General features: G+C 66.3%; 16 protein-coding genes. 8 read left to right on the top strand and 8 right to left on the bottom strand.

Going from position 1 to position 23,723, the window contains the following annotated elements:
* Positions 1 to 12 precede the first annotated feature (12 nt).
* From VH567_RS00300 to VH567_RS00290, 3 genes are all read right to left on the bottom strand, one after another.
* A complete protein-coding gene (locus VH567_RS00300; protein ID WP_423322225.1) occupies positions 13 to 2,373 on the bottom strand; it encodes a TonB-dependent receptor in 2,361 nt (786 codons plus the stop codon).
* 481 nt (positions 2,374 to 2,854) lie between these two features.
* Positions 2,855 to 3,676: an alpha/beta fold hydrolase gene (locus tag VH567_RS00295; RefSeq protein WP_423322224.1), complete on the bottom strand. Its 822-nt coding sequence runs from the start codon at positions 3,674 to 3,676 to the stop codon at positions 2,855 to 2,857.
* A 28-nt stretch (positions 3,677 to 3,704) separates the two neighbouring features.
* Positions 3,705 to 5,087, bottom strand: a complete 1,383-nt coding sequence (locus tag VH567_RS00290; protein WP_423322223.1) for an MFS transporter — start codon at positions 5,085 to 5,087, stop codon at positions 3,705 to 3,707.
* Positions 5,088 to 5,240: 153 nt separating this feature from the next.
* On the opposite strand from VH567_RS00290, the gene VH567_RS00285 reads away from it, so the two are divergent.
* Genes VH567_RS00285 through VH567_RS00270 form a run of 4 tightly spaced genes read left to right on the top strand, consistent with a single transcriptional unit; the run spans position 5,241 to position 9,058 of the window.
* Positions 5,241 to 6,593 (top strand): LLM class flavin-dependent oxidoreductase, encoded by a 1,353-nt coding sequence (locus tag VH567_RS00285; protein ID WP_423322222.1) that lies wholly within the window; start codon positions 5,241 to 5,243, stop codon positions 6,591 to 6,593.
* Positions 6,593 to 7,282, top strand: coding sequence for a hypothetical protein (locus VH567_RS00280; protein ID WP_423322221.1), 690 nt, complete (start codon positions 6,593 to 6,595; stop codon positions 7,280 to 7,282). Before VH567_RS00285 ends, VH567_RS00280 begins: the two co-directional genes overlap by 1 nt.
* On the top strand, positions 7,279 to 7,806 hold the full coding sequence (locus VH567_RS00275; protein WP_423322220.1) for a VOC family protein: 528 nt from the start codon (positions 7,279 to 7,281) through the stop codon (positions 7,804 to 7,806). Before VH567_RS00280 ends, VH567_RS00275 begins: the two co-directional genes overlap by 4 nt.
* Positions 7,807 to 7,822: 16 nt before the next feature.
* Positions 7,823 to 9,058 carry a M24 family metallopeptidase gene (locus tag VH567_RS00270; protein WP_423322219.1) on the top strand — a complete coding sequence of 412 codons (1,236 nt, stop codon included), beginning with the start codon at positions 7,823 to 7,825 and terminating at the stop codon, positions 9,056 to 9,058.
* Here the strand turns inward: VH567_RS00270 and VH567_RS00265 are convergent.
* Positions 9,045 to 10,049 (bottom strand): LacI family DNA-binding transcriptional regulator, encoded by a 1,005-nt coding sequence (locus tag VH567_RS00265; RefSeq protein WP_423322218.1) that lies wholly within the window; start codon positions 10,047 to 10,049, stop codon positions 9,045 to 9,047. The two genes, VH567_RS00270 and VH567_RS00265, sit on opposite strands and share 14 nt — an antisense overlap.
* A 195-nt stretch (positions 10,050 to 10,244) precedes the next feature.
* On the opposite strand from VH567_RS00265, the gene VH567_RS00260 reads away from it, so the two are divergent.
* The 3 genes from VH567_RS00260 to VH567_RS00250 are packed head-to-tail and all read left to right on the top strand — an operon-like array spanning position 10,245 to position 13,441.
* Positions 10,245 to 11,414, top strand: coding sequence for an FAD-dependent monooxygenase (locus VH567_RS00260; RefSeq protein WP_423322217.1), 1,170 nt, complete (start codon positions 10,245 to 10,247; stop codon positions 11,412 to 11,414).
* Positions 11,415 to 11,445: 31 nt separating this feature from the next.
* Positions 11,446 to 11,982: a hypothetical protein gene (locus tag VH567_RS00255; protein ID WP_423322216.1), complete on the top strand. Its 537-nt coding sequence runs from the start codon at positions 11,446 to 11,448 to the stop codon at positions 11,980 to 11,982.
* A gap of 25 nt (positions 11,983 to 12,007) precedes the next feature.
* A complete protein-coding gene (locus VH567_RS00250) occupies positions 12,008 to 13,441 on the top strand; it encodes an aldehyde dehydrogenase family protein (RefSeq protein ID WP_423322215.1) in 1,434 nt (477 codons plus the stop codon).
* A gap of 19 nt (positions 13,442 to 13,460) precedes the next feature.
* Here the strand turns inward: VH567_RS00250 and VH567_RS00245 are convergent, their stop codons facing one another.
* The 3 genes from VH567_RS00245 to VH567_RS00235 all read right to left on the bottom strand — a co-directional run bounded on the left by VH567_RS00245 (position 13,461) and on the right by VH567_RS00235 (position 17,951).
* Complete coding sequence (locus VH567_RS00245; protein WP_423322214.1) at positions 13,461 to 14,288, bottom strand: alpha/beta hydrolase; 828 nt, start codon at positions 14,286 to 14,288, stop codon at positions 13,461 to 13,463.
* 43 nt (positions 14,289 to 14,331) lie between these two features.
* On the bottom strand, positions 14,332 to 16,473 hold the full coding sequence (locus VH567_RS00240; protein ID WP_423322213.1) for a TonB-dependent siderophore receptor: 2,142 nt from the start codon (positions 16,471 to 16,473) through the stop codon (positions 14,332 to 14,334).
* A 137-nt stretch (positions 16,474 to 16,610) separates the two neighbouring features.
* Entirely contained in the window at positions 16,611 to 17,951 is a 1,341-nt protein-coding gene (locus VH567_RS00235) for an amidohydrolase (RefSeq protein ID WP_423322212.1), read from the bottom strand.
* Positions 17,952 to 18,392: 441 nt separating this feature from the next.
* Here VH567_RS00235 and VH567_RS00230 point away from each other — a divergent pair, with 441 nt between their 5' ends.
* Complete coding sequence (locus VH567_RS00230) at positions 18,393 to 20,564, top strand: TonB-dependent siderophore receptor (protein WP_423322211.1); 2,172 nt, start codon at positions 18,393 to 18,395, stop codon at positions 20,562 to 20,564.
* A 309-nt stretch (positions 20,565 to 20,873) separates the two neighbouring features.
* Here the strand turns inward: VH567_RS00230 and VH567_RS00225 are convergent, their stop codons facing one another.
* Positions 20,874 to 23,570, bottom strand: coding sequence for a hypothetical protein (locus tag VH567_RS00225; protein ID WP_423322210.1), 2,697 nt, complete (start codon positions 23,568 to 23,570; stop codon positions 20,874 to 20,876).
* Between the last annotated feature and the right edge of the window lie 153 nt (positions 23,571 to 23,723).

Below are 23,723 nucleotides of genomic sequence, written 5' to 3'. Positions count from 1 at the left end.
AGCCCGAGAGCCTCAGAAGTTATACCGTCCGCGCAGGCCGAAGGTGCGCAGGTCGCGCAACGCGACCGCCACACCCGACGGGATCGCCAGTTTCGAGAAGGTCGTGTCGAACGTGTAGTAATCGATCGCGCTGGCATAGGCCCGGTTGTTGAAGAGGTTGGTCGTGAACGCCTCGATCGACACACGGTCGTTGCCGACGCCCAGCCGCAGATTGACCTGCGTCATGGCGGGGGTCTTCAGGATGTTGGCGGCGTTGGTGTAGACGCCCGACTTGTAGGTGAAGTCCGCCCGGCCGAACGCCTTCACGCCCTCGTTGCCGATCGGCACGGTATATTGCGCGGAGGCCGCACCTGAATATTTCGACGTCAGCGGATTTTCCTTGCCGCGGAAATCGGTGATTCCGGTCAGCTGCGTGACCGACGGGCTGCTCAACTTCAGGATATGCGTGTCGTTGATCGAGCCCGAGAAGTTGAAGTTCAACCGCGACGACGCCCGCGCCGACACTTCGGCCTCGAGCCCGGAAACGCGCACCTTGCCGGTATTGTCGGTGGATTGGATGACGTAGATCAGCCCGGTCGTCGGATCTTTCGCCGCCAGCGTCAGCGCGTTGATCTGGTTGTTCCAGATCCCGTAATACGCGCTCAGGCTGTAGCGGATGGCGTTGTCGAACAGCCGTCCCTTGAGGCCGATCTCGTAATTGTTGAGCGTCTCGGGCTTGACCGCGACCTTCAGCCCGGCAGCGGCGGCGATATCCTGCACCGCGGGCGAACTGCTGAGGAACACGGTGTTGAACGCGCCCGGATTGATGCCCTTCGAATAGGAGGCGTAGACCATCGTCTCGGGCGTGACGTCATAGTTGACGATCACGCGCGGCATGAAGTTCTTGTATTTGTCCTGCACCAGGACCGAGCCGCCCGCATACACGCCGGCGGGCGCGAAGACGCTGGTCGACAGCGTCTGCCCGGTCGGCTTGGTATAGGCGATCAGGTGATCCTCCTGATAGCGGCCGTCGAAATTGATCTTGAGCGACGGCGTGATGTCATAGCCCACGCCGAAGAAGACGCCGCTGGTCTTCGAGCGCGTCGCGCCGCTGACCACGCTGGAGACGGTGGTGCCGAGCGCACCGTTGCCGCCGCCGCCGCTGCCCTGGAAAAAGGCGTTGAGATAGCTTGCGCCGATCGTCGCGTGGAACGGGCCGCCCGGCTCGTAGCTCGCGCGGACCTCCTGCGAGACGTCGCGACTGACGGCCTCGACGATATAGGGATACGAGAAATAGCTCGGTGCGCCGGCTGCGGTGCTCGGGTTGGCGGCGGACGTGTCGTAATAGAGGTCGAGGTCCGACATCTGGCTGCGACGCTCGTTGTTATAGCCGGTCAGCGACGACAGCGTGATCCCGGTATCGCCGATCGCCCAGTCGGCATTGAGATGCAGGTGATAATAGCGGCTGACGAGGCCATAGCCCTGGACGCCATCGTCCGCGTTGACGACGCGACCGTTCGAACTGGCGAGGAAATTGGTGATGTTCGCGTCGTTCGCGGTGTTCATCGACGGCGAGGTCGACGACAGCTTCGGCACGGTCCCGCAGATCGACTGGTTGACGACCGCCGCGCCCGCCGCGGTGACGCCGTTGAAGCTGCAATTGCCCTGGTTCGGGACGATGACCGCGCCGGTCTTCGGGTTGGTGACGCCGTACGCGGAGATGAAGCCGGTGGCGTTGGGGCCATCCTTGTTCGCCGACAACAGGCCGAACGCCTTGATCTTCAGATTATGCGTCGGCTCGAACTGCAGCGACAGCGTGCCCGAACGGGTGCGCTGGTCGCCCAGCGTCTGGCCGGGGACGCCGGCATTCTCGTAGGATCCGTCCTTGGCCACTTCCTGCACGGTGGCACGGAAGCCGAGCACCTCACCAAAGATCGGACCGCCGATCGCGAACTGGACGTCGCGGTTGTTGCGCGTGCCGAGCATCCCGCTGACGGAGCCTTCGAGGTCCTTTGGCGGTGCCTTGGTGACCACGTTGACCGCGCCGGCAAAGGTCTGGCGGCCGAAATAGGCGCTCTGCGGACCCTTCAGCACTTCGATCCGCTCGGGGTCGGTGATCGTCTGGATGCCGGTCGCGGTCGAGACGGGAACGCCGTCGATGAACAGCGATGTGGTCTGCGCGGCGGCGCTCGACGGGGTGAAGCCGCGGATGATGATCTGCTGGAACGAGCGGTCGTTGCGGCCCGACGCGGTGCTGACGATCTTCATGCTGGGCGTGAAGGCGGACAGATCGGTGATCGACTGGATGCCGCGCGCCTGGATATCGGCGCTCGTGAAGGCGGAGATCGAGATCGGCGTCTTGAGGATGTCCTCGGCACGCTTGCGCGCGGTCACCAGGATTTCCTCGGATGGCGCTTCGGCAGCGACAGCCACTGCGGGCGCAACCGACTGAACGGGGGGCGGTGATGTCGCTGGCGCCGTTGCTGGCACTGGTACTGCCGCAGTCTCGGCAGCCGATTGGGCGAGCGCAGGCGACGTCATTGCGCCGATGGCGAGGATCGACGCGGAGGCCGCAAGGCAACTGCGCACGACCGTGGTTGAAAAGCGATACATTCGCGAAGTCCCTTTGATGATATCGGCAAGGCGCCTGGCCGCCTTCCCGCAGATGGGGTAGCTGTTCTCCCGTCGATCATGCGCCGCGGCCATTATGAGCCTCCGGCGATCGCGGGTTCCTGCGAACTTCGGTTCGGATGCGGGCCTGCCGGTCAAACCGGCGTCCACGTCCGACATCGGGATGGGGATCAACCGGGCTGGGCGCCAGCTTGGGAACCTGTATGATCGCCCAGCGGATAGTAATGCCGCTGGGCGGAATCGTTCAGGCGTCGAGGAAGCCGGTAATCTCGGCGACCACGCGATCATGCTCGATCGACAGCACGCCGTGACGCACGCCGGGCATGTCGTGGCGCCGCCCCGCCGGGAACAGCGCGGCGGTGGCGCGCGTGACCTCCCACAGATCGTCCTCGGGGTTCATTACCAGCACCGGCTGCGACACCGCCGCCATCGCCGCGAGGAAGTCGTATTTATACACCGAGATATATGCCCATGGCATCCGCGTGCCGAGGCGCAGGCATTCCGCCATCCCGACATGCAGCTCTTCGGCGCTCATCCGCGGGTCCATCAGCGACTGCATGATGTCCCACAGCTTGTTGACGTGGTTGAGATTGCGCTCGGGCACCGGGAAATTGTCGCGCAGCCGCGCGAGCTTTTCCGCGCGCGCCTCGGCCGGATAGGCGGCAAGGCCGAACAGCACCGCGCGCCGCACGCGGTCGGGCAGGGTCCTGGCAAGCTCGGTCGCGATCAGCGATCCGGTGTGATAGCCCATGACGTCGAACGCGCCCGCGGGGATCGCGCCGCTAGCAGCGAGATCGTCCATCAGCTGCGTCATGACTCCCGCAAAATCCTCGATCCGCGCAGGCTCGGGCGGAGGCGAGCTCATGCCGTAGCCGGGGGTGTCGGCGGCGATGACGATCCGCGCGCTCCCGAGCGTCGGCATGACAGGCGCCCAGTCGCCGCCGTTGCCGGGTGTCTGATGGAGGCACAGCAGCGGGATCGCGGAGGTCGGGTTTTCGGGGGTGACGATGCGGTAATGCACCTGGCCATAGCGTGAGTCGGCATAGGCGCGCGTGATGCGGTCCATAATTTGGTCTTTCGTGGGAGCGCCGCGCTCAGGCGGCGGAGGGTTCGGTGGCGAGCCAGTGGGCGTCGGCCTGATCGGCGCGCATCCGTCGAACGGTAAGCAGCCCGAGCAGCGTCGCCGCGCCAAGCGCCGCAACGCCGACGATCGCCATCGACTGGCCGACTGCTTCGGGGGCGCCGAACACGGTCTGCGTCAGATACGCGACCGCGAGCGGCCCCAGCGATCCGCCGATCATCGTCATCACGAACGCATACAGCGCGACGGCGAGTCCGCGGGCGCCGGGTGGGGTGATCTGCGAGATGACCGACAGCATCGTCGTGCCGAACACCGCGCTGGCAAACATGATCTCGGACAGCAGCAGCACCGCGAGCGTGCCGTTGCTCGCCAGCCCGGCGATCGTGGCGGGGATCGCGGCCAGACACAGTATTGCGGCAAGCTTCACCTTGCCGACGGCTCCTGCATCGCGCGAGACGCGGTCGACCAAGACGCTCGCGAGCAGCGCGCCGACGATCGCCCAGCCGATCTGGCCGACGCCGAGGCTCTTGCCCGCCGCGCCGATCTGGAACCCAAACGAGCGGGTCAGCAGCACCGCGCCCCAGCCGGTCGCCGCGGATCCGCCCATCGCAAATAGCCCGAGCATGCCGTACAGCGGCAGGAATACGCCGCGCTGGTCGATGAAATGGTGGAGCGACGCGCGAAACGCGGTCTTGCCCTTGACGCCGGGCACGCTGCCCCGACGCGGTGGTTCGCGCAGCAGCGCCAGCAGGCAGGCGATGACGAAGCCGAAGCTGCCGACCAGCACGAACACGATCCGCCACGGCGCGAGATCGGCGAGGAACGGTACGCCGCCGAACACGCCGGTCGGTGCGATCTGGAGGATGTAGCCGCTGACCAGCGAACCGATCCCGTAGGCGACCATCGAGCCGAGCACATAGACCGCGATCGGCCGACCGCGGCGGCTTGGTGGGAACATGTCGCCGATCATCGTCACCGCGCAGGGGCCGAGCACCGCCTCGCCGACGCCGATGAAGACGCGCGACGCGAACATGTGGCCGAAATCCTGCGCGAGCCCGCCGCCGATCGTCGCCGCGCTCCAGACGATGATCCCGCCGATCAACAGGCGCTTGCGGTTGACCACATCGGCGACCGCACCGAGCGGCAGGCCGATCGTCACGTAGAATACCGAGAAGGCGAACCCCTGGAGCAGTGCGATCTGGATCTCGCTGATCGACAAATCGGCGCGGACCGGGTCGATCACTAGCGCGAGCATGCCGCGGTCGATCGTCGAGACGATTTGCGCGATGCACAGGATCGTCACCGCGAACCAGGCCGCAGCGCCGCCACCCTGGGTTTCGGGCTCTACACCGGACGGAGAGGGACCGGACGGAGCGGAATCGAACGAATACGCCATGCAGAACTCCTGTTGCCGCCTTCTTGACGCTGCGGCGGTCGAGATAGCGGCGCGCCCGCAATCTGGTCGCCAGGCGGATAGTCGGGGGCGGGCAGGCCGTGTCGCCGGGCGGTGGGTTTAGGACCACCTCGAGACATGGCCAGGGATACTCCGATGAAGTTGCTTGCTTTCCTGATGCAGACGGGCGGCCATATCGCGGGCTGGCGCCACCCGCGTGCGGCGAGCGACGCGCTCACCGACATCGACTATTTCACCGCGCTGGGCCGGGTCGCGGAACGCGGGCTGTTCGATGCGGTCTTCCTCGCCGATTATGTCGGCTATCATCCGGTGAAGGGCGCGTCGGTGTTCGCGGGCATGGAGACGCCCAAGCTCGATCCTCTGCTGCTGCTGTCGGTGATCGCCGCCACGACGCGCAATCTCGGGCTGATCGGCACCGCGTCGACCACCTATAACGAGCCCTACGATCTCGCCCGCCGGTTCGCGACGCTCGACCATATCAGCCACGGTCGCGCCGGCTGGAACATCGTCACCTCGACGATGGAGAACGAGGCGCATAATTACGGCCGCGAGGCGCATCTCGCGCACGGCGTCCGCTACGAACGCGCCGCCGAGTTCGTCGATGTCGCGCGGAAATTGTGGGACAGCTGGCAGGACGGCGCGGTCACCGCGGACAAGGCGAGCGGCCGCTACACCGATCCCGCGCGTATCTCGGCCGTGAACCATGACGGCGCGCATTTCCGCGTCGCGGGCCCGCTGACCGTGCCGCGCTCGCCGCAGGGTCATCCCGTGCTGGTCCAGGCCGGTTCGTCGGCGACGGGGCAGAATTTCGCGGCCAGTTGCGCCGAAGTGATCTTCACCTCGCACCCGAGCATCGAGACCGCACGCACCTTCCGCACCGCCATGCACGCCCAGCTCGCGGCGTTCGGGCGGACGCCGGACACCTTGAAGATCATGCCTGCTGTCACGCCGGTGATCGGTCGGACGCGCGAGGAAGCGGCGGCGTTGCAGCGCGAACTCGACGCACTGATCCCCGCGGAGATCGCGATCTCGAAACTCGGCGCGCTGCTCGGCAACATCGACCTGTCAAACGTCGATCCCGGCGCGCCATTGCCGCCGCTTCCGGAAGCCGCGTTGCAGGGCGAGAATTCGACGCGTGACCGCGTGCTCGAACTGAGCCGGAACGAGAATCTCCCAGTCGCCGAACTCGCGCGTCGGGTCGCGGCGGGGCGGACCAGCCGGACGATCGTCGGCACCGCGTCCGACGTCGCCGACGAACTGCAGAAATGGGAAGCTGAGGGCGCAGCCGACGGCTTCGTAATCGCCGCCCCCTTCCTACCGGGCGGGCTGGAGGATTTCGTCGACCAGGTCGTGCCGATCCTCCAGGAACGAGGCCTGTTCCGCACGGAATATGAATCGGACACGCTGCGGGGCAATCTCGGCCTGTCGCGTCCGGACAATCAGTACGAGACCGATCCGTCGCGCCGCGCCGAGCCGGAAATCTGGTGATGGAGGCGGTTCGGACCGGCGGCATCAGCGGCAGGATCGCGTATCTCGGGGCGGATGGCCGCGAGACCGGACGCGAGCGGTTCGAGATCCTCCACCATCCCGGCGGACATGTCCTGCGTGCGTTGTGCGAGATCGACGACGAGGCGCTGCTCCGCGACGTGACACTCGCGATGGATACGGACTGGCGGCCGATCGACGGCTTCTGCCGCATCGTGAAAGACGGCCAGCCGCTGGCGGCGATGTGGTTCGACGTCGGCGCGGAGTCGGTCCGCGTCGCGGCGCGCATCGGGCAGCAGCCCAACAACGAACTGCATCTCTTCACCGATGGTCGGCTGCCCTATCTCGGGCTCCACCCGCTGCAGGGCGACGCGCTGATCGCGGCAATCCGCGGCACCGACGATCCAGGCCGGTTCGTCGGCATCGATGCCGTTACAAACTCGGTATCCCCCAATGGCGACGAAGCATGTCGCGCCGTGCCGGTCCGGATCGAGGTGGCCTATATCGGTGAGGAGACCATCTCCGTGATCGCCGGCCGCTTCGACGTGCGTCGCTACGCGGTGCGCTGGCGCGAGGATTGGCCGGCCGCCGACCTGTGGGTGAGGGGCGGCGATCATCTGTTCCTCCGCATGCAATGGGCTCTCGTGCCGACCACCTACGAACTGACCGCGGTCCAGGAGCTTTCGGCATGACGCTACCCTCCGTCTCATCGCTCATCCGCGGCACGATCTTCGTCCGCGACCTGAAACGGGCTGCGGCGTTCTACGCAGCACTCGGGTTCGACCGGATCTATTACGAAGGCGTGATCTCGGATTCATCGGCATCGACCATCCTCGGTTTCGCCGATCACGGACCGTTGAGCGTACGGATCGTGAAGAGCGGCGGCCCCAATTTCGGCATGATCGGGCTGTTCCTGATCGATCCTGCGCTGGCACCCGAGGTCGTTCCGATGGCCGAAGGTCCCGCGAGGATCGGTGAGGTCGCGCTGGTCTTCTACGTCCGCGCGCTCGACCCTGTCCTCGCCGCGCTGCGCGCTGCCGGCGCGAGCTGGTCGCCCGACCCCGAGATGTTCCGGATGGCGCACCGTGCCCAGCGCGAAGTCTGCCTGCGCGACCCCGACGGCGTGCTGCTCAACCTCGTCGAGACCGATCCCGCCGAGCAAGATCTTACCGGCGTCGAGGGCGGCACCCCGGACGTCCGCGGCACGACCGGCTGAAAAGAGGAAGCATCCCATGGCCATGCCAATCCCGCTGATCGACCGCGATCGTGCCCAGCGCGTGCTGGACGACTTCGGCGTCTCGGCGATGATCCTCGCCGATCCGACCAACGTCTATTACGCGACGGGCTTCTGGCCTCAGACGGTGGCGATGGGTCAGACCGGCGTATCGCTGGCCATCGTCCCCCGCGATCGCTCGGCGCCGGTCGTACTCGTGACCAGCCAGTTCATGCATTACCTCTACGATCTGGAGGACACGCCGGCGGCATGGCCGTTGCGCATCTCGCTGTATACCGCCCCCGACGGCCTGGAGGGCGATACCGCCGCCCCGCCGATCTTCTTCGCGAGCGCCGAGGGCGGCACACCGGACCCCTTCGATCGCATCACGCGCGCATCCACCGAGCGGCAACTGGCGACGTATCCTGCACATCCGGACGTGAAACGGGCGCTCCGTGCCGCGTTGCACGACGCGTCGATCGACGGACTGGTGGCAGTCGACTCTGCCATTCCGCAATCCTTCTTCGGCGACGATTTCGCGTATCGCCCAGCCGATCCGCTGCTGCGGCGGATCCGCATGGTCAAGACGCCGGCCGAGATCCTGCTGATGCGCCACGCCGCGCAGAACAACGCGCAGGCGGCGCGCACCGCGGTCGAGTCGATGGCGGTCGGCCGCAGCTTCGACGATCTGCGCCGGGCGTTCTTCGCCGAAACCGGCGCGCGGGGCGGCGTGCCGCTGTTTATCTCGACCGACAGCATGCCGGTCCGCCAGCGCGACGGCATCATCCGCGCCGGCCGCTCGTTCCAGATCGACGCGGTCAGCCATTATGCGGGCTATCATGGTGATTACGGGCGCACCGTGTTCGTCGGCACGCCCGACCCGGCCGTCCGCCGCGCACTCGATGCGGCGATCACCGCCAACGAGGCGGTCGCAAAGGCGCTCAAACCCGGCCTGCGCTATTCCGAGATCACCCGCATCGGGCGAGAGGCGGTGGCGAAGGCGGGGCTCGACGTCCTGATCGCCTGTTCGGCGCACAGCGTCGGGCTGTTCCATACCGACGAGGCATTCCGCGACGATTCGCTGAACTTCGCCAAGGCTGATCACGTGCTGGAAGCGAACATGGTGATCAGCGTCGACTGCCCCGCACTTCAGGCGGACGCATCGGGCAACGTCCATCTCGAAGACCTCTGGCTGATCACCGAGAACGGCTGCGAACCGCTCAACGAACGCGACGCGCCGTTCATCCAGATCTAGGGTCGCCAAGCCCCAGGCTGGTGCCGCGCTCGACGAGGTCGCAGCTCAGCCAGATCCGTGGCGCCGGCGTCCCCATCGACGCCATGCGCGCCATCAGCGTTGAAACCGCGGTCTGGATCAGGGCAACGACGGGAATGCGGACCGTCGATAGCTGGTGCGACAGCCAGGTCGACGGCGCGGTGTCGCCGAAGCCGATGATCGACATGCCGCCAGGGACCGTCAGGCGGCTGTCCCGGCGAATACCGTCGAGCACGCCGATCGCCACCGCGTCCGACGCGGCGAACACGGCGTCCGGCACGTCCTCGCCTGCCAACAAGCGCGCCGCGGCGTCCAGGCCATCGGTATAGCTCCATCCCGTATCGATCCAGCGACACGGGGCGGCGCCCGCGGCGTCCATCGTATCCGCAAAGGCCTCCAGCTCGCGCGATCGTTCCGGCGCGGTGGCGATCACGGCGGGGCGTCGACGTCCCTCGGCGAGCATGCGCTTGGCGACTGTGCGACCGATCTCTGCACTGTCGATCCAGACCAGGCTCGCATCCTCGACCCGTTCGTTGCGGTCGAGGATCACAATCGGAAGCTCGCGCGATCGCGCCTCCGCCAGCACCGCGCGCGAGGGGACGGCGGAGAACAGGATGATGCCGCGCGCGTCCGCCGCGACGGCGTTGCGGACCAGGTCGTCGATCTTGGTCGGATCGGACGAGATGAAGAACAGCGTATTCTGGCCTCGACCGGCAAGTTCCGCGCTGAGCCGATCGCTCAGTTCGGCAAAATAGGGGCTCAGGACGTTGGCCATGATGACCGCCACCGGGCGATCGGTGCGGGCGCTAGCGCGTCGATACCCGAGTTCGGCGGCAGCGGCGAGGACGCGCTGGCGCGTGTGCGGCGCGACGCTCGCACCGGTGGTAAAGGTCCGCGACACCGCCGACCGCGATACCTGCGCCAGCTGGGCGACGTCGCTGGACGTGATGCGGCGGGGCAGGGGCTGTATCATGGTCACAAGTCCGAAGTTGATGGTGCCGCGGCCGGGTTCCGTTGCACATTATTGCACAAAGCTCGGTGGCGGAAGTCCATCCCGCCAAGCACGAGATCCATGATCGCCTGACGATCACACTCCGGACCGACCATGCACCCGCGTGCACGATCGTTGCACAAGACGACATCACGCGATCAATCGGGATGCCGTTCGATGCCTTCTCCCATTCTCATTGCCGGCGCCGGGATAGGCGGCCTCGCCGCGGCGCTCGCGTTGCAGCGTCAGGGGTTCCGCGTCCGGCTGTTCGAGCGAACGGCAACGGTCGGTGACGTCGGCGCAGGCATAGCGCTCGGCGCGACCGCAAGCCGCAGCCTGTATTCGCTCGGGCTCGAACAGGCACTGACTGCCGTCTCGGACCGTCCGCAGGCCTCGGCCGCGTTCGACTATCGGACCGGCGAAGTCCTGGGCGGGGCGTTTGCGCGTCGGAACTGGAGCGCGGCCGATCTGGTCGACGTCAACATGCTCCATCGTGCCGATCTGTTCGCGGTGCTGAGGGCGGCGGTTGACGCCAACGACCGCGACGCGATCCAGCTCGATTGCTCGGTCGTCGGGTTCGAACAGACCGCCGAGGACGCGACGATCCTGCTCGCCGACGGGCGCCGCTTCACCGGGCAGGCGCTGCTCGGTTGCGACGGCCTGCGATCGACCGTGCGGACGCAGATGTTGGGCGCTGGCGAACCCCGCAAGACCGGCCGCGTCGCCTACCGTTTCCTCGTGCCGATCGAAGATGCCGCGCCGTTCATGGGCGAATGGACCGCGGGCATCTATGTCGGCTCGCGCGTCGCGCTGGCGCGGTACATGATCCGCAAGGGCAGCGTCGTGAACTGCGTCGCCTTCGCGCATGCGCCCGAAATCGAGGACGAGGACTGGTCCGCGCAGGCCACGCGCGAGGAATTGCTGGCGCTGTTCAAAGGCTGGAACGCCAACGTCGTCGGGCTCGCGTCCTGCGCGCCGCTGGAGCGAACCGCACGCTGGGCCTTGTACGACCGCGATCCCCTCGACGTCTGGACCGACGGTCGCGTCGGGTTGCTCGGGGATTCGGCGCATGCGGTGCTGCCTTTCCTCGGTTTCGGCGCAGCGCTCGCGATCGAGGACGCGATCGTCCTCGGGCGGGCGTTTGCCACCGGAGCGGGGCCGCAGGCGGCGCTCAACCTCTACGAGCGCGCGCGCCGCGACCGAGCCAACGCAATCCTCCTCGAATCGCGGCGACAAGGCGAGATCTTCGACGCCGGGCCCGGTGGTGCGCCCGAAATCGCGGCCGAGGATCGCGAGAGCCGTAAACCCTATGACGCGCTCACCGCCGAACTGCCGGTCGCCGCGTGACCCGCTTCCCCCACCCAGAAGGATCGACATGATGGCGAGACAATTCAGGACCAAGATCGTCGGGCTGCTCGCAGCGGCAGCAGCGTTCCTGCCTGGGGCATCGGCGAACGCCGCGGACTCGTTGCTGACATGGGACGATCTGCGCGCGCTGAAGATCTATCACGCCTATGCCGCCAGCGACGGCAAGAGCTATCTCGAAGAGATCTCGATCCCGTCGCAGGAGACCACGCACAAGTCCGGCGCCGCGCTCCAGACCTATTTCAATATGCAGAGCCCGCACCAGATCACGATCGGGCGGGGCGTGCAGGGGGCTATGTTCGAATGGCACGGTGCGGTCGACTACCGGCATTTGATCATCGCGCTCCAGGGCGAGATGTTCTTCGATCTGGGCGATGGCCGCACGCTGAACCTCAAGCCCGGCGAAGCGATCCTCGCCGAGGACTGGACCGGTCGCGGCCATCGGTCGGGCTGTTCGCCGTCGAAGGTCAAGGCGACCTGCGTGGCGATGGACATCCTGATGGACCCGAACCCACGCGCCATTCCGCTGCGCGCGCCACCGAAATCCTGACCTCGTTCGATACCGGAGCCCGACCTTGCAGCATCTGATCGACCGCGCCGCGCAGGAGACGTTCCTGCAGACCATCGACGGCGAACGCGTCGCAACCCTGTTCGAGGACGTCATCGATCCGTCGACCGGCACCGCGTTCCAGCGCGCGCCGGTCGCGACTGCCGCGGAACTGGACGCGGCGGTCGCGGCGGCGCGGCGCGCCCAGCCCGGCTGGGCGGCGCTTGGCTGGGACGAGCGTGCCCGGCAGCTCCAGGCGTTCGCCGATGCGATCGACCGGGAGAGCGCGTGGCTGTCCGCGCTGCACACGTTGGAACAGGGCATGCCGTTCGGCCAGTCCGAATTGTTCGTGCGGACGACAGCCGAGCGGATTCGGGTCATGTCGCGGTTCCGTGTTTCCGATCGCATCCTGATCGACGAGCCAGCGCGGACAGTCGTCGAGCGCTGGCACCCACTCGGCGTCGTCGCGGCGATCGCGCCGTGGAACGGGCCGCTGCTGCTCGGCATGGTCAAGGTCGTGACGGCGTTGATCGCGGGCAACACGATCGTCCTGAAGCCGTCCGAACTGACTCCGCTCAGCACGTTGGAACTCGGCCGCATCAGCCTCAGGATATTGCCGCTCGGCGTGCTCAACGTGATCAGCGGCGGGCGTGAAACGGGTGCTGCGATGGTCGGGCATCCGGGGTTCGACAAGGTGTCGTTCACCGGTTCGACCCCGACCGGGATCGCGATCGCCAAGACGTCGGCCGCATTCCTGCGCCCGGTGACGCTGGAACTCGGCGGCAACGACGCGGCGATCCTGCTGCCCGACGGTTCGATCGACGATCTGGTCGCGGCGGCTGCCATGACCGGGTTCAGCAATTGCGGGCAATATTGCGCGGCGATCAAGCGTATCTACGCACCGTTCGCACTCGTCGACGCGGTCGCCGAGCGGCTGGCGGCGGCGGCGAACGCCTATGTGCTGGGCAATGGCTTCGCGCCGGGCGTGACGCTGGGCCCGATCCAGAACAAGGCGCAATATGACAAGGTCTGCGCGATCGTCGAGGACGCGCGCGCAGATGGTGGTGTCATGCTGAGCGGCGGTGGCCCCCTCGACCGACCCGGCTATTTCTTCCCGCCTACCGTCGTCACCGGTCTCGCCGATGGCTCGCGGCTGGTCGACGAGGAGCAGTTCGGGCCGGTCATCCCGGTGGTCGGCTATGACGACATCGACGCAGTGGTCGATCGCATCAACGCGGGCCCTTACGGCCTCACGGCGTCGATCTGGACCTCCGACCTGACGGCGGGCGACGCCATTGCAGGCCGCCTCGTCGTCGGGTCCGCTGCTATCAATCGCCATGCCGCCTTCGACCCGACCGTCCCGTTCCCGCTCATCAAACAGTCGGGCATGGGAGTCGACTATGCCGAGCACGGCATCCGCGGCACGATGCGGTTGCAGGTCGTCACGACCATGTCGGCCTGACGAGCAGACGACGCCCGCTTTACCGCGTGCGGGCGGTGAATACCTCGCGGAGCACCTGCGACACGATCGACGGTGGCAACGACATATGATCCTCGCCCGGCTGGAGACGCACCGACGTCCGTAGCCCTTGCGCGGACAATGGCTGGAGCCGCCGTTCGAGGGCGATCACGTCCTGGACCTCCTGCGCCGGCTCGACGTCGCCGACTGCCAGCAACAGGCTGGTCTGGCGGACGTCGATCTCGCCGCGCGCGACACGCGCTGCGAAGGCGCGTTCGGACGGGAGCAGATAGCGGTTGGCCCACCACAGGGTCGGGCTCGCCGCGACATAATGATCGAACAGCGCCGGGCGGGTGTACATCGCGTACAGCGCGAACATCCCGCCGAAGCTGTGCCCGAACAGGCTCTCCTGATCGGTATCGATCCTGTAGCGCGCGGCGATCGCCGGCTTCAGCGTCTGTTCGAGGAAATCGAGCAATGCGTCCTGCCCGCCCTGCGCCGGCTTGGCGCCAGGGGCCGGCGGCGTGAAGTCGTAGGCGCGGCGGGCGAAGTCATACGGCTTGTCGGTAGGGTAGCCGACCGAGACGATGATCGTGTCGGCAAACGCGTCCTGCAGTCGTTTGGCATCGTGGAACAGGCCGAAGAACGCGTTGCCGTCGAGCACATAGAGCACGCGGTAGCCGCCGGTATAGGGGACGGGACCGACCGGCTCGCTGATCCAGATCCGATAGTCTGCGCCTTGCGGCCCTTTCAGCGCCAGTTCGCGCGTACCCGGCATGCGTACGAGCGGGGTCTCCGCCGCAACCGGCGAAGTCCGGGCGGGGGCCGCGGCCGCAAGCAGGAGGATCACACCTGCGACCATCGCCAGAGCGCGACCCGCGTGCGCCATACCCTCAATACTCGAAACGAAGCGTGGCGATCACGCTGCGCGGCGCGGCGTAGAACCCGGACGCGTATTTCAGCGTGCCGAGATACCGGGTGTTGGTGACGTTGCGGACGTTCAGGCTGGCACGGACACGCTCGGCGACACGGATGCTGCCGAGCAGGTCGAGCGTCGCGTAGCCCTTCTGGCGAATCGCGATGTCGTCGCCCGCCGCGTCGGCGATGCCGCTCGGTGCGCTTATCCGGCTCTGGTACCGAAATTGGCCGCCCAGTTTTAGGTCTCGCAGATCCTCGATCGTGTAGGTCGCTGCCAGCTTGAACGTGTCGCGCGGCACGAACAACCGGGCCGCTACGCCGTCGTCGTCCTCCAGCTTCAGGTGCGTGAAGCCACCCGATACCAGCCAGCGCTGCGACACGTGGCCGGCGACCTCGACCTCGAACCCCTTCGAAGTCGTGTCGCGGCCGACATAATAGCTGGTGCCGATCTGCCCGCCGGTGGTGCCGTCGAACGTCCCGGCAAAATCGGCGAGCCCGTTCTGCTTCGCCTGGAAGATCGACGCCGCGCCGTAGATGCGCCCGCCGAGCCATTCGCCCTTCACGCCGCCTTCGATGCTGGTGCCCTTGGCCGGATCGAGCCGCCGGTTGCCGACGTCGACCTCGCTCTGCGGATTGAAGATGTCGGTGTAGCTCGCATACAATGTCAGGTTCTTGGTCAGGTCGAACAGCAGGCCCGCATAAGGGCTGAGCTTGTTGTTGTTTCGCGCCTGGTCGACGCCGTACGAATAGCCCGAGCTCTTGAGCCAGATCGCGGTTCCGCCGACGACGGCCTTCAGGCGATCGGCGAGGTTGACCTGCATCGACCCATACGCGCGCGTCAGCCGATCGCGGGTGTCGGCCTGGAGTCGCACGTCTGGATAGTCGGGCTCGACCGCGCGGAAGCTGGCGAGCTGCCGGATGTCGCCATAATCGATGTTGGTGGTCGACAACTCCCCATATTGCTTGCCGTTCGAGATACCGTTGGAAAAGCCGAAGGCGAGCTGGTGCCGGCGGCCGAACAGCTCGACGCTGCCCGACGCATAGGCATCCGCCATGTACTGCTTGTTCTGTGACGGATAGACACCGGTCATGCCCATGATGCCCTGGCCGGTTGCCGGGTCGGGCGTGCCGAAGGCGTAGAGGATCTTGGCCCGTTCCTGCCAGTTGCGATAGGTATAGACGCCGCGAACCGACCAGTCGCCGCCGAGCTTCAGCGCCAGCTCGCCAAATGCGGTCTGGTCGAGCACGTTCCAATAGGTCCAGTCGGCGGATGTCGAGGCCGAGCGTGCGTAATCGATCCGGCTGCCGTCGCTATAGACCAGCGGCAACGCCCCCCAGAGCACGCCGTCGGACCGGTTGTCCTGCCGCATATAGCCCGCGGTCGCGGTCAGTGACGGCAGCACGTCCCACGAGACGAGGCCGGCATAGACGTCGCGGTTGACGTGGTTGTAGTCGAGATAGCTGTCATGCTCGTCGTGCGCGGCGATCGCACGGATACGCAGCTTGCCGTCCTTGGTGATCGGCCCCGACACATCCGCCTCGAGCCGACGCTGGTCGAACGATCCGAGGAACGCGGAGGCATTGGCGTGGAACTCCGCGGTCGGACGCTTGCGCAAATAGTTGATCGTTGCGGACGGATTGCCGACGCCGGTCATGATCGCATTGGCGCCGCGCACCGCCTCGACCCGCTCGAACAGCACGGTGTCGAGATCGCCGGTCTGGATGTTGAAGAACAGCGGCAGGCCGATGCCGTCGATCTGGAAATTGGTGATGTCGAAGCCGCGCGAAGTATATTCGGTGCGGTCGGTCTCGGTGCGCTCGACATTGATGCCGATGGTCTGCGTCAGCAGGTCGTTGGCGTTGGTGATCGCGAAGTCGTCGATCCGCTCGCGGTCGATGATGGTGATCGACTGTGGTGTCTCGCGGAGCGACAGCGCCAGGCCGGTGGGTGACGCGCTCTGCTTGTCGGCGGCCTTGCCGACCTTCGAGCCGGTGACGATGATGTCGTCGGAGCGTTGCGGATCGGGCACGTCTGCAAGTTCGGCGGCGCGAAGTTCTGCAACGAATGCTGGCGACGCGACGCCGACCAACAGTCCTGCGATCAGGCTGAGCTTCATACTGTCCTCCGAGATGATCACGCCCCCCGGCGCGTTGATGGCCTCCTATCGTCATGGCTACTGCGAAGCAATCGCAAATATACCTGGATCAAGCTACGTTCCCGCAGGTCGGGTGCTTCCGGACGCCTGATCCGGTCTCAGTCCGGCGACGTAACCATGAGCACGGCAAGGGATAGCGTCCGGATACCGGTACGGATCGCCACGTCGTGATCGGGCGCGAAGAACGGCGAATGATTGCTCGGCACGGGTTCGCCGCGCGCCTTGAAGCCGGCAAGCGTCTCGGCATCATACCCGCCGATCGTGAAATAGACCGACGGGATACCGGCATCGACAAACGCCGAATAATCCTCGCTTGCCGACCATCCGGGCGCGGTCGCGGGGAGAACGTCGATCCGATCGCCGCCGGCGCTCTTCAACATTGCCGCGGCGCGCCGCACGAGCCCGGAGTCGTTGACGACCGCGGCGGTGCCGTAGAGCCGCTTGACGCTGGGGACAGGCGCCATCGCCATCGCCGCCGAGGCATTCGCGGTCCGGGTCACGCCGTCGAGCAACGCCTGCCGCACGTCCTTGTCGAACGACCTGAGGCTCAGTTTCAGCACCGCCTGATCGGGAATGATGTTGGCGACCGTGCCTGCCTGGAAGCTGCCGACGGTGACGACTCCGAAGGCGTTCGCGTCCTTCTGCCGGCTGATGACGGTCTGCACGTCGTTGACGAAATGGGCGCCCATCACGATCGGATCGATCGTCGCGCTCGGCATGGATCCGTGCCCGCCGCGCCCCTTGAAGACGATCTCGACGGTGTCGGAATTCGAGCTGACGACGCCGTCCTTGACCAATACGGTGCCGGCTTCGTTCGACCCGACATGCACCGCAAAGCCATAGTCGGGCTTGGCGAACCGCGTGAACAGCCCATCGTCGATCATCGCCCTGGCGCCCTGAACCTGCTCCTCGGCGGGTTGCGCGACGAACATCAGCGTGCCCTTCCACTGGGCCTTCATCGCCAGCAATGCCTGGGCGGTGCCGACCCAGGCCGTCATGTGCACGTCATGACCGCAGCTCTGCGCGACGAACGTCGTCTTGCCGTCATAGTCGGCCTGCGCACGGCTCGCATAGGGCAGCCCGGTCTTCTCCTCCATCGGCAGCGCGTCGAGCTCGGTGCGGACCATTACGGTCGGCCCGGCGCCGTTCTTGTAGAGCGCGACCAGCCCGGTGCTGCCGACTTTTTCCGTTACCGTGAAGCCCAGCGCCCGCATCCGCTTCGCCAGCAACGCCGCCGTCCGGGTTTCCTGAAATCCGAGCTCGGGATGCGCATGGATATCGCGGTACAGCGTGTCGAGCGCGGGGTAATCCTGCTCGATCCGCGCGTCGATGGTGGCCCGGGCGGTCGCGGGATCAGCCGCCTGCGCAGCCTGTGACGCGGGCGACAGGGCCAGCAAGGCACACAGGCGCAAAGCCTGCATCGCAGTGTTTGATGTCATTTTCGCGTTCCCCCTGCCGATCGGATTTCCGCATCCTGTCGGATCGTGCGCCGCAAGAAAAGCAGGCATTGGCGACGGTCGAGGATGATCGCGCTCCGACGCATGCAGCCCGGCGAGGGCTTATGCGGCGCTATCGCCTTGAAGTCTGGCTTTTTCCGCATCGAGCCGTCGCCATCGCCGAGGCCAAAATCGCCGTCGAAGGTGAGGGAGAGCATAGGAGCAGCAGCGTTGCTCCGCCCTCGAAGGCCTGCATTGTCCGCCCTCCAGCATGTGCTGCGACGGCGGAATTGCGGGTCGCAGTAGTCCCGTTCCGCGTGGGCACCCGATTCTGATCCCCGGACGCCGACCGCGCGGCAAGCATCCTGACCTATCAGCTCAAAGATATGTTGTATCATTAAACGCGTTGCGGTTAAGGGCGTCGCAACAACCGGGGGAAACCGCATGACGACCTGCTCCAACCGAGCACTGACGCGCATCGCCGCGACGTGCCTGCCGCTGATTGCGCTCTGCCTGTCGGAAGCAGCCATCGCGCAAGATGCAGCGGCTTCCGCAACTGCCACGCTTCCGCGGGGGGCTCCTCGGGCAACGGTCGATCATCCATCTGCCCGTGTCGATCCTCATCCCGTCGAAGACGATCATGGCGACATCGTCGTGCTCGGGACGGGGGCGCCGCGTGATGCGACGCTGGGATCCGACCTCATCACCCGGCGCATGTCGCAGTCGAGCCGATCGCTCGAACACGATCTGCTGGTCGCCAACGGCACTTATCGCCTGTCGGATGCGCTGGAGCTGTTCAGCGGCATCAGCCAGCAGAACAACCGCGGCGGCTTTATCGACAATTTTGCGATCCGCGGCTTTCTCGGCACGCCCGATGGCGGCGCCGAATCCTATGTCGACGGCTTCCTCGCCAATCGCGGGCTGGCGCCGCCGCGCGATCCGGCGACGACCGAGCGTATCGAGGTGCTCAAGGGTCCAGCGGGGGCGGTCTTCGGCGACATCGATCCTGCCGGTCGCGTCAACATCGTTTCCAAGACGCCGCGGTTTACACCCCATGCCGAGGTTACGCTGCTGTATGGGTCGTTCGATACCAGGCGAGGCGAACTCGACGTCACCGGGCCGCTGACGTCGACGATTGCCGGCCGGATCGTCGTCGCAGCGGAGGACAGCGACGGCTATCGCGATTTCGTCGGCCTGTCGCGGCGTACCGTGTCGCCCTCGCTGACCTGGCAGCCGCAGGCCGGCACCCGGATCATCGCGCTCGCCGAATATACGCGCTTCGATTCGCCCTTCGATCGCGGCGTGCCCGCGGTGGAGGGCGATGCGCTCGCGCTGCCGCGGAGTCGGTTCTTTGGCGAACCCGGCGACGGCGACCACCACGCGCGCAACACGCGGCTGCAATTGACCGGCGAGCATGATCTTGGTGGCGAATGGTCGCTGAACGGTGGCATCGTCTGGCGGAACAGCACGCTGCGCGGGTTCTCGAGCGACCAGTCGCGCCTGGTCGACGACCGCATCCTGTGGCGGCAGCGACGCGAGCGCGGTTACGAAGCGACCGATCTGTCGGCGCGGATCGAGCTCGCCGGACGGTTCGACGCGCTCGGTCTCCATCATCCCAGCATCGGCGTGAAGGGCTATACGCTCGACTATCTCGAACTGCTGAATCGCAGCAATCCAACCGCGGCGTTTCCTTACGCGATCGACGTGTTCGACCCGGTGTATGGCGGTATCGCACAGCCGCTGCTGCCGTCGATCGACCAGCGCGAGAAACGCCGGGTCGTCACGGTCTATGCCCAGGATATGTGGGATCTCACCGAGCGGCTGACCGTGACAGGGGGCATCCGGTTCGATGCATATCGCCAGCAATTGCGCCGCAACCTGACCGGCATCGCCACCGCGACCACCGGCGAGCCCGTCAAGTTCCGTGTTGGCGCGCGCTACCGCGTGACCGACACGATCGCGGTGCACGCCAATTGGGGTGAATCCTTCCTGCTCAATTCGGGGACCGGGCGTACCGGCGAGGCGTTCGGGCCGGAAAATGCGACGGGATACGAGATCGGCGTTGCGGGTCGCTGGGCCGGGATCAATGCCACGGCGACTGTGTTCGATATCGTCAAGCGCGGCATCCTGACCAACGATCCGCTCGATGCCAATTTCAACGCGCCGGTGGGATCGCTCACCAGCCGCGGCGTCGAGCTCGATGCGTCCGTTGATCTCGCGCGAAGGTGGCAGGTCGTCGCGAACTACGCCTATATCGACGCCAGCGCGGACGACGCGACATTCGCGACACCGGCGGTGCTGAACGTCGCCAAGCACTCGGGTACGCTGCTGGTGGTCGGGCGCTATCCGACCGGCTGGGACACCGAATGGTCGATCAGTGCCGGCGCGACCTATGTCGGGGACCGGGCCGGCGCGATCGACACCAGCGGGCTGCGCCTGCCCGCCTACACCAAGGCGAAACTAGCGGGCGAGATCGGCGTCACCACGACCATGACGCTGCGGGTCGAGGCGGACAATCTGTTCGACGAAAAATACGCGATGAGTTCGTACAGCCCGGTCTGGGTATTTCCCGGCGCACCGCGCACAGTGCGCGCGTCGGTCCGCATGACGTTATGAAGGACGCTGCTGGTCGAGACGATCGCGGGTAGGGGGGCGAATTACAGTTTGATCCGGCTATGCCGCGCGATGGTCAGGACTGCGCGGCAGGCCGATATCCATGCCAAGCGCGCTTGCGTTCGCCAGACCGTCGCGGCGTGCGATCCAGCGCCCGGCGTGGTCAAAAGCGCTGCATTCCGGGAAGGTACGCGATCCTGGAGCTTGCAGTCTGGGCAACTGCGCAGGGTGTGTGGCGTCGCGATCTCACTAGACCGGCGATCTATCCGCACCACCGCCAGGATTGGCTGCCCGATCAGGCGGTGGGCCGGCCTAGACGGCGCCGAGCGGCACCAGTTCGCCGGGCGACCAGCGCCCGTCACGCGGCGCCATGACGAGGCGGGTTACCAGTCGGCCCAGTGTATAATAGCTCTCCCACTGCGCCTCATCGAAGAACTGGTCGATCGTCGCCTGCTGCGGGAAATTCACATTGTCGCTCTTGTAGCGGACGAGATCGGCGGGGCCGTCGCCCGTCAGCCGCGGCTTCATCAGTACCAGCGTGCCCATGCTGCCATCGTGATACCGGATCGTTGCCAGCGCCGCGACCGCATGAGGGGCGGCCGGTTCGTCGCCGCCGATCTGCCGCAAGGTACCGAATGCGCGTCGTACAAGATTGTCCTCGCCTGGACTTTGTGGAGTTCCGGACGCGGTGCCTGGGCGTGAGGCGGGCGAGGTGACCGGGCGAGCATTGGCTTCGAGTGCGACCCCTAGCGCGGCATCGAGCGCGGGGGCATCGAGGAAGCTGATCTCCGCGCCGAAATCGATCCTCGCCTTGCGGACCAGCGTCGCTAGATCCTCATAGCCATAGCGCTCGTCCTGCCCGTTGTCGCTGGCGAGGATGAACGGCAGACGGCGTCGGATCAGTTCATATACCGCGCTGTTGTCGAAATGACCGCCGTCAGACAGATACCAGCGGCGCGTGTCGGTCCCTGCAAAACGCCCGCGGATCTCGTCGAGCAGATAGGACTGCACGCTCTGGTCGGTCTTGGGATCGCCAGCGCGCCACCAATAGCCGAGGCGGACATTGGCGAGCCCCGCGAGCGTGGTCAGCCCGAAGCCAGTGCGCGCGCCAATCCCGGTGGAGAAGGATGCGCCCGAAATGCCGATCCAGGCCGATAGCGGCAGCCGTTCGACCTGCGTCGTCGCGCTATCGTAAGGGATCAGCGAGCGTGCGCCGTCATCCAGCGACACGCTGATCCCGGCGGGCCCGAGCGTCATGTTGCGGCCGTGACGGTCGTGCTGGACGATGTTCGAGCCGCGGCCTCGCGTCTGGTTCAACGTGACGCTGATGAGATGGAGCGGGGCGCCCGACGACCGGTGCGGGAAATAGGCCGCGAGGTCGATGTCGTCGCCGGAATCGCCGATTTCGATCGCAATGCCTGCGCCGAAGCGGGCCCGGTTGCCCGCCCCGAGATAGGCGCGGCGCAACCGCCCGGCATAAAATGTCGCGAGCGAGGAAAGGTTGAGGAAGCTCACCGTCTTGCGAATGCCGAGCGCCGCGACCAGCGCGACGATCGTCGCGATCACCAGCGGGCGGGCTGTAGCGAGATTCTTTAGCCAAACGAGCGCGGGCGACGGGATTGCCACGTCGGCGGAGATGACCCCGCCACGCGATAGAAACGCGTTCAAAAGCGGTATTCTGCCCAAGGAACCGGCCTGATCTGCCGCAAATGGCCACGTCACGACATAGGCCAGTGTCCCCCAGAACGCGACCACCGACAGCGTGAGCGCCGTCGCGAGCCCGGGAATGAGCAAGCGGTTGGCCAGCTTGGCGAAAGGGCCACGCGCGAAGGTGCCCAGCATGGCCGTGCGCGACAACAGCGTTCGCGCCGCGGTGACCAGCCCGGTGACCAGCACCGGCGATGCGGCGAGTTTCCAGCCGTTGCCGTCCTTTGCGATCCAGCCGGCCAGTGCGAAGGCGGCACGATCGGCCAGCGCGAAGGCGGCTAGCGCGGCCGCGATCTGCAACAGGGTCGACTGGCGGCGCGTGATCCACAATCGCTGCGCATCCCAGGCCTGTTCGAGATCTCTGCCGTCGCCCCGTCTCATCGCGCGCACCGAGCCGAACAGCCAAGTCGCGAGCGCCACCAGCCCGATCGCGCCGATGCTCCGCGCGATCGGCGCGGCATCGATATAGGCGACAAGTGATTTCAGGCTGGCAGGTGACTGCAGGCTGGCCGAATCCCAGAGGCACAGGAGTACGATCACGACCGACGCCGCAACCGCGCCACCGGCATTAGCGAGCCCGCCGCCGATGTCGCGCCGCGTCAGCCAATAGGCCCAGCCGAACGCCGTCGCGATCGCGAACATCAAGATCGTCAGCGACGGTAGCACGCCGATATCGGGCACATAGGCGACGACCTTGCTCAGGGTGTCCGCTGTGCCGCCCGCTGAGCCGCCCGCAGCGACGATCACGTGACCGTGCGCGACGGCGGCACGGAGCCAGACGCCGGCCAGCGCGAGGCCGAAGACGATCGACCCGAGCACGAGGTGCAGCCCGATCCAGTTGCGGATCAGGATCGCCAACGCATACCAATAGTCGACCGTGCCGCTCGGTGCGAGATAGCGTCCCGATTGCCGGAGCAGGCGGATCGCCTTGTGCGCATCGGTGGTGCCGAGCGGATCGGCGTCTCCGCTGGCCGGCGGGGACTGGCTCGGCGCGATGATCGCGGTTCCGGTGCGACGCGCGACGAACAGTCCGCCCAGGAAGGCGCCGACATAGGTTCCGCCCGACACCGTCGCGAGATAGTCGAACCGGGTCAGCGCTCCGAGCGCGGACAGCTCGCGCAGCACGCCAAGGCTGAAGGTCGCGCTGCGGATGCCGCCGCCCGACAGCGCGAGGCCGATCGGCGGCGCGCTGGCCGCGCCCCCGGCGGCGCCCCAGACTGCTCTGCGTTCGGCGACAAGGTCTCGCTCGCGCTGGTCGATCGCCGCGTCCTCGGCATTGGACGGCCAGCCCGGATCAGACATCGTCGCCACTCCCCATGAACGGTGAAGAAGAGATGTTATGTAAATGCAGTATTCATACTGCTCTTATTCAAGCGAAGATCTACTCAATATTGGTCCGTATTGGATATGAAGAGTCTATGCCACTTGACCGACTCGATTGGATAAAGCTCTAAC

The sequence above is a fragment of the Sphingomonas sp. 4RDLI-65 genome (assembly GCF_049472435.1).
In the GTDB taxonomy this organism is placed as follows: domain Bacteria; phylum Pseudomonadota; class Alphaproteobacteria; order Sphingomonadales; family Sphingomonadaceae; genus Sphingomonas.
The sequence above is the reverse complement of the archived record's forward strand: the minus strand, read 5'-3'. Positions and strand labels throughout refer to the sequence as shown.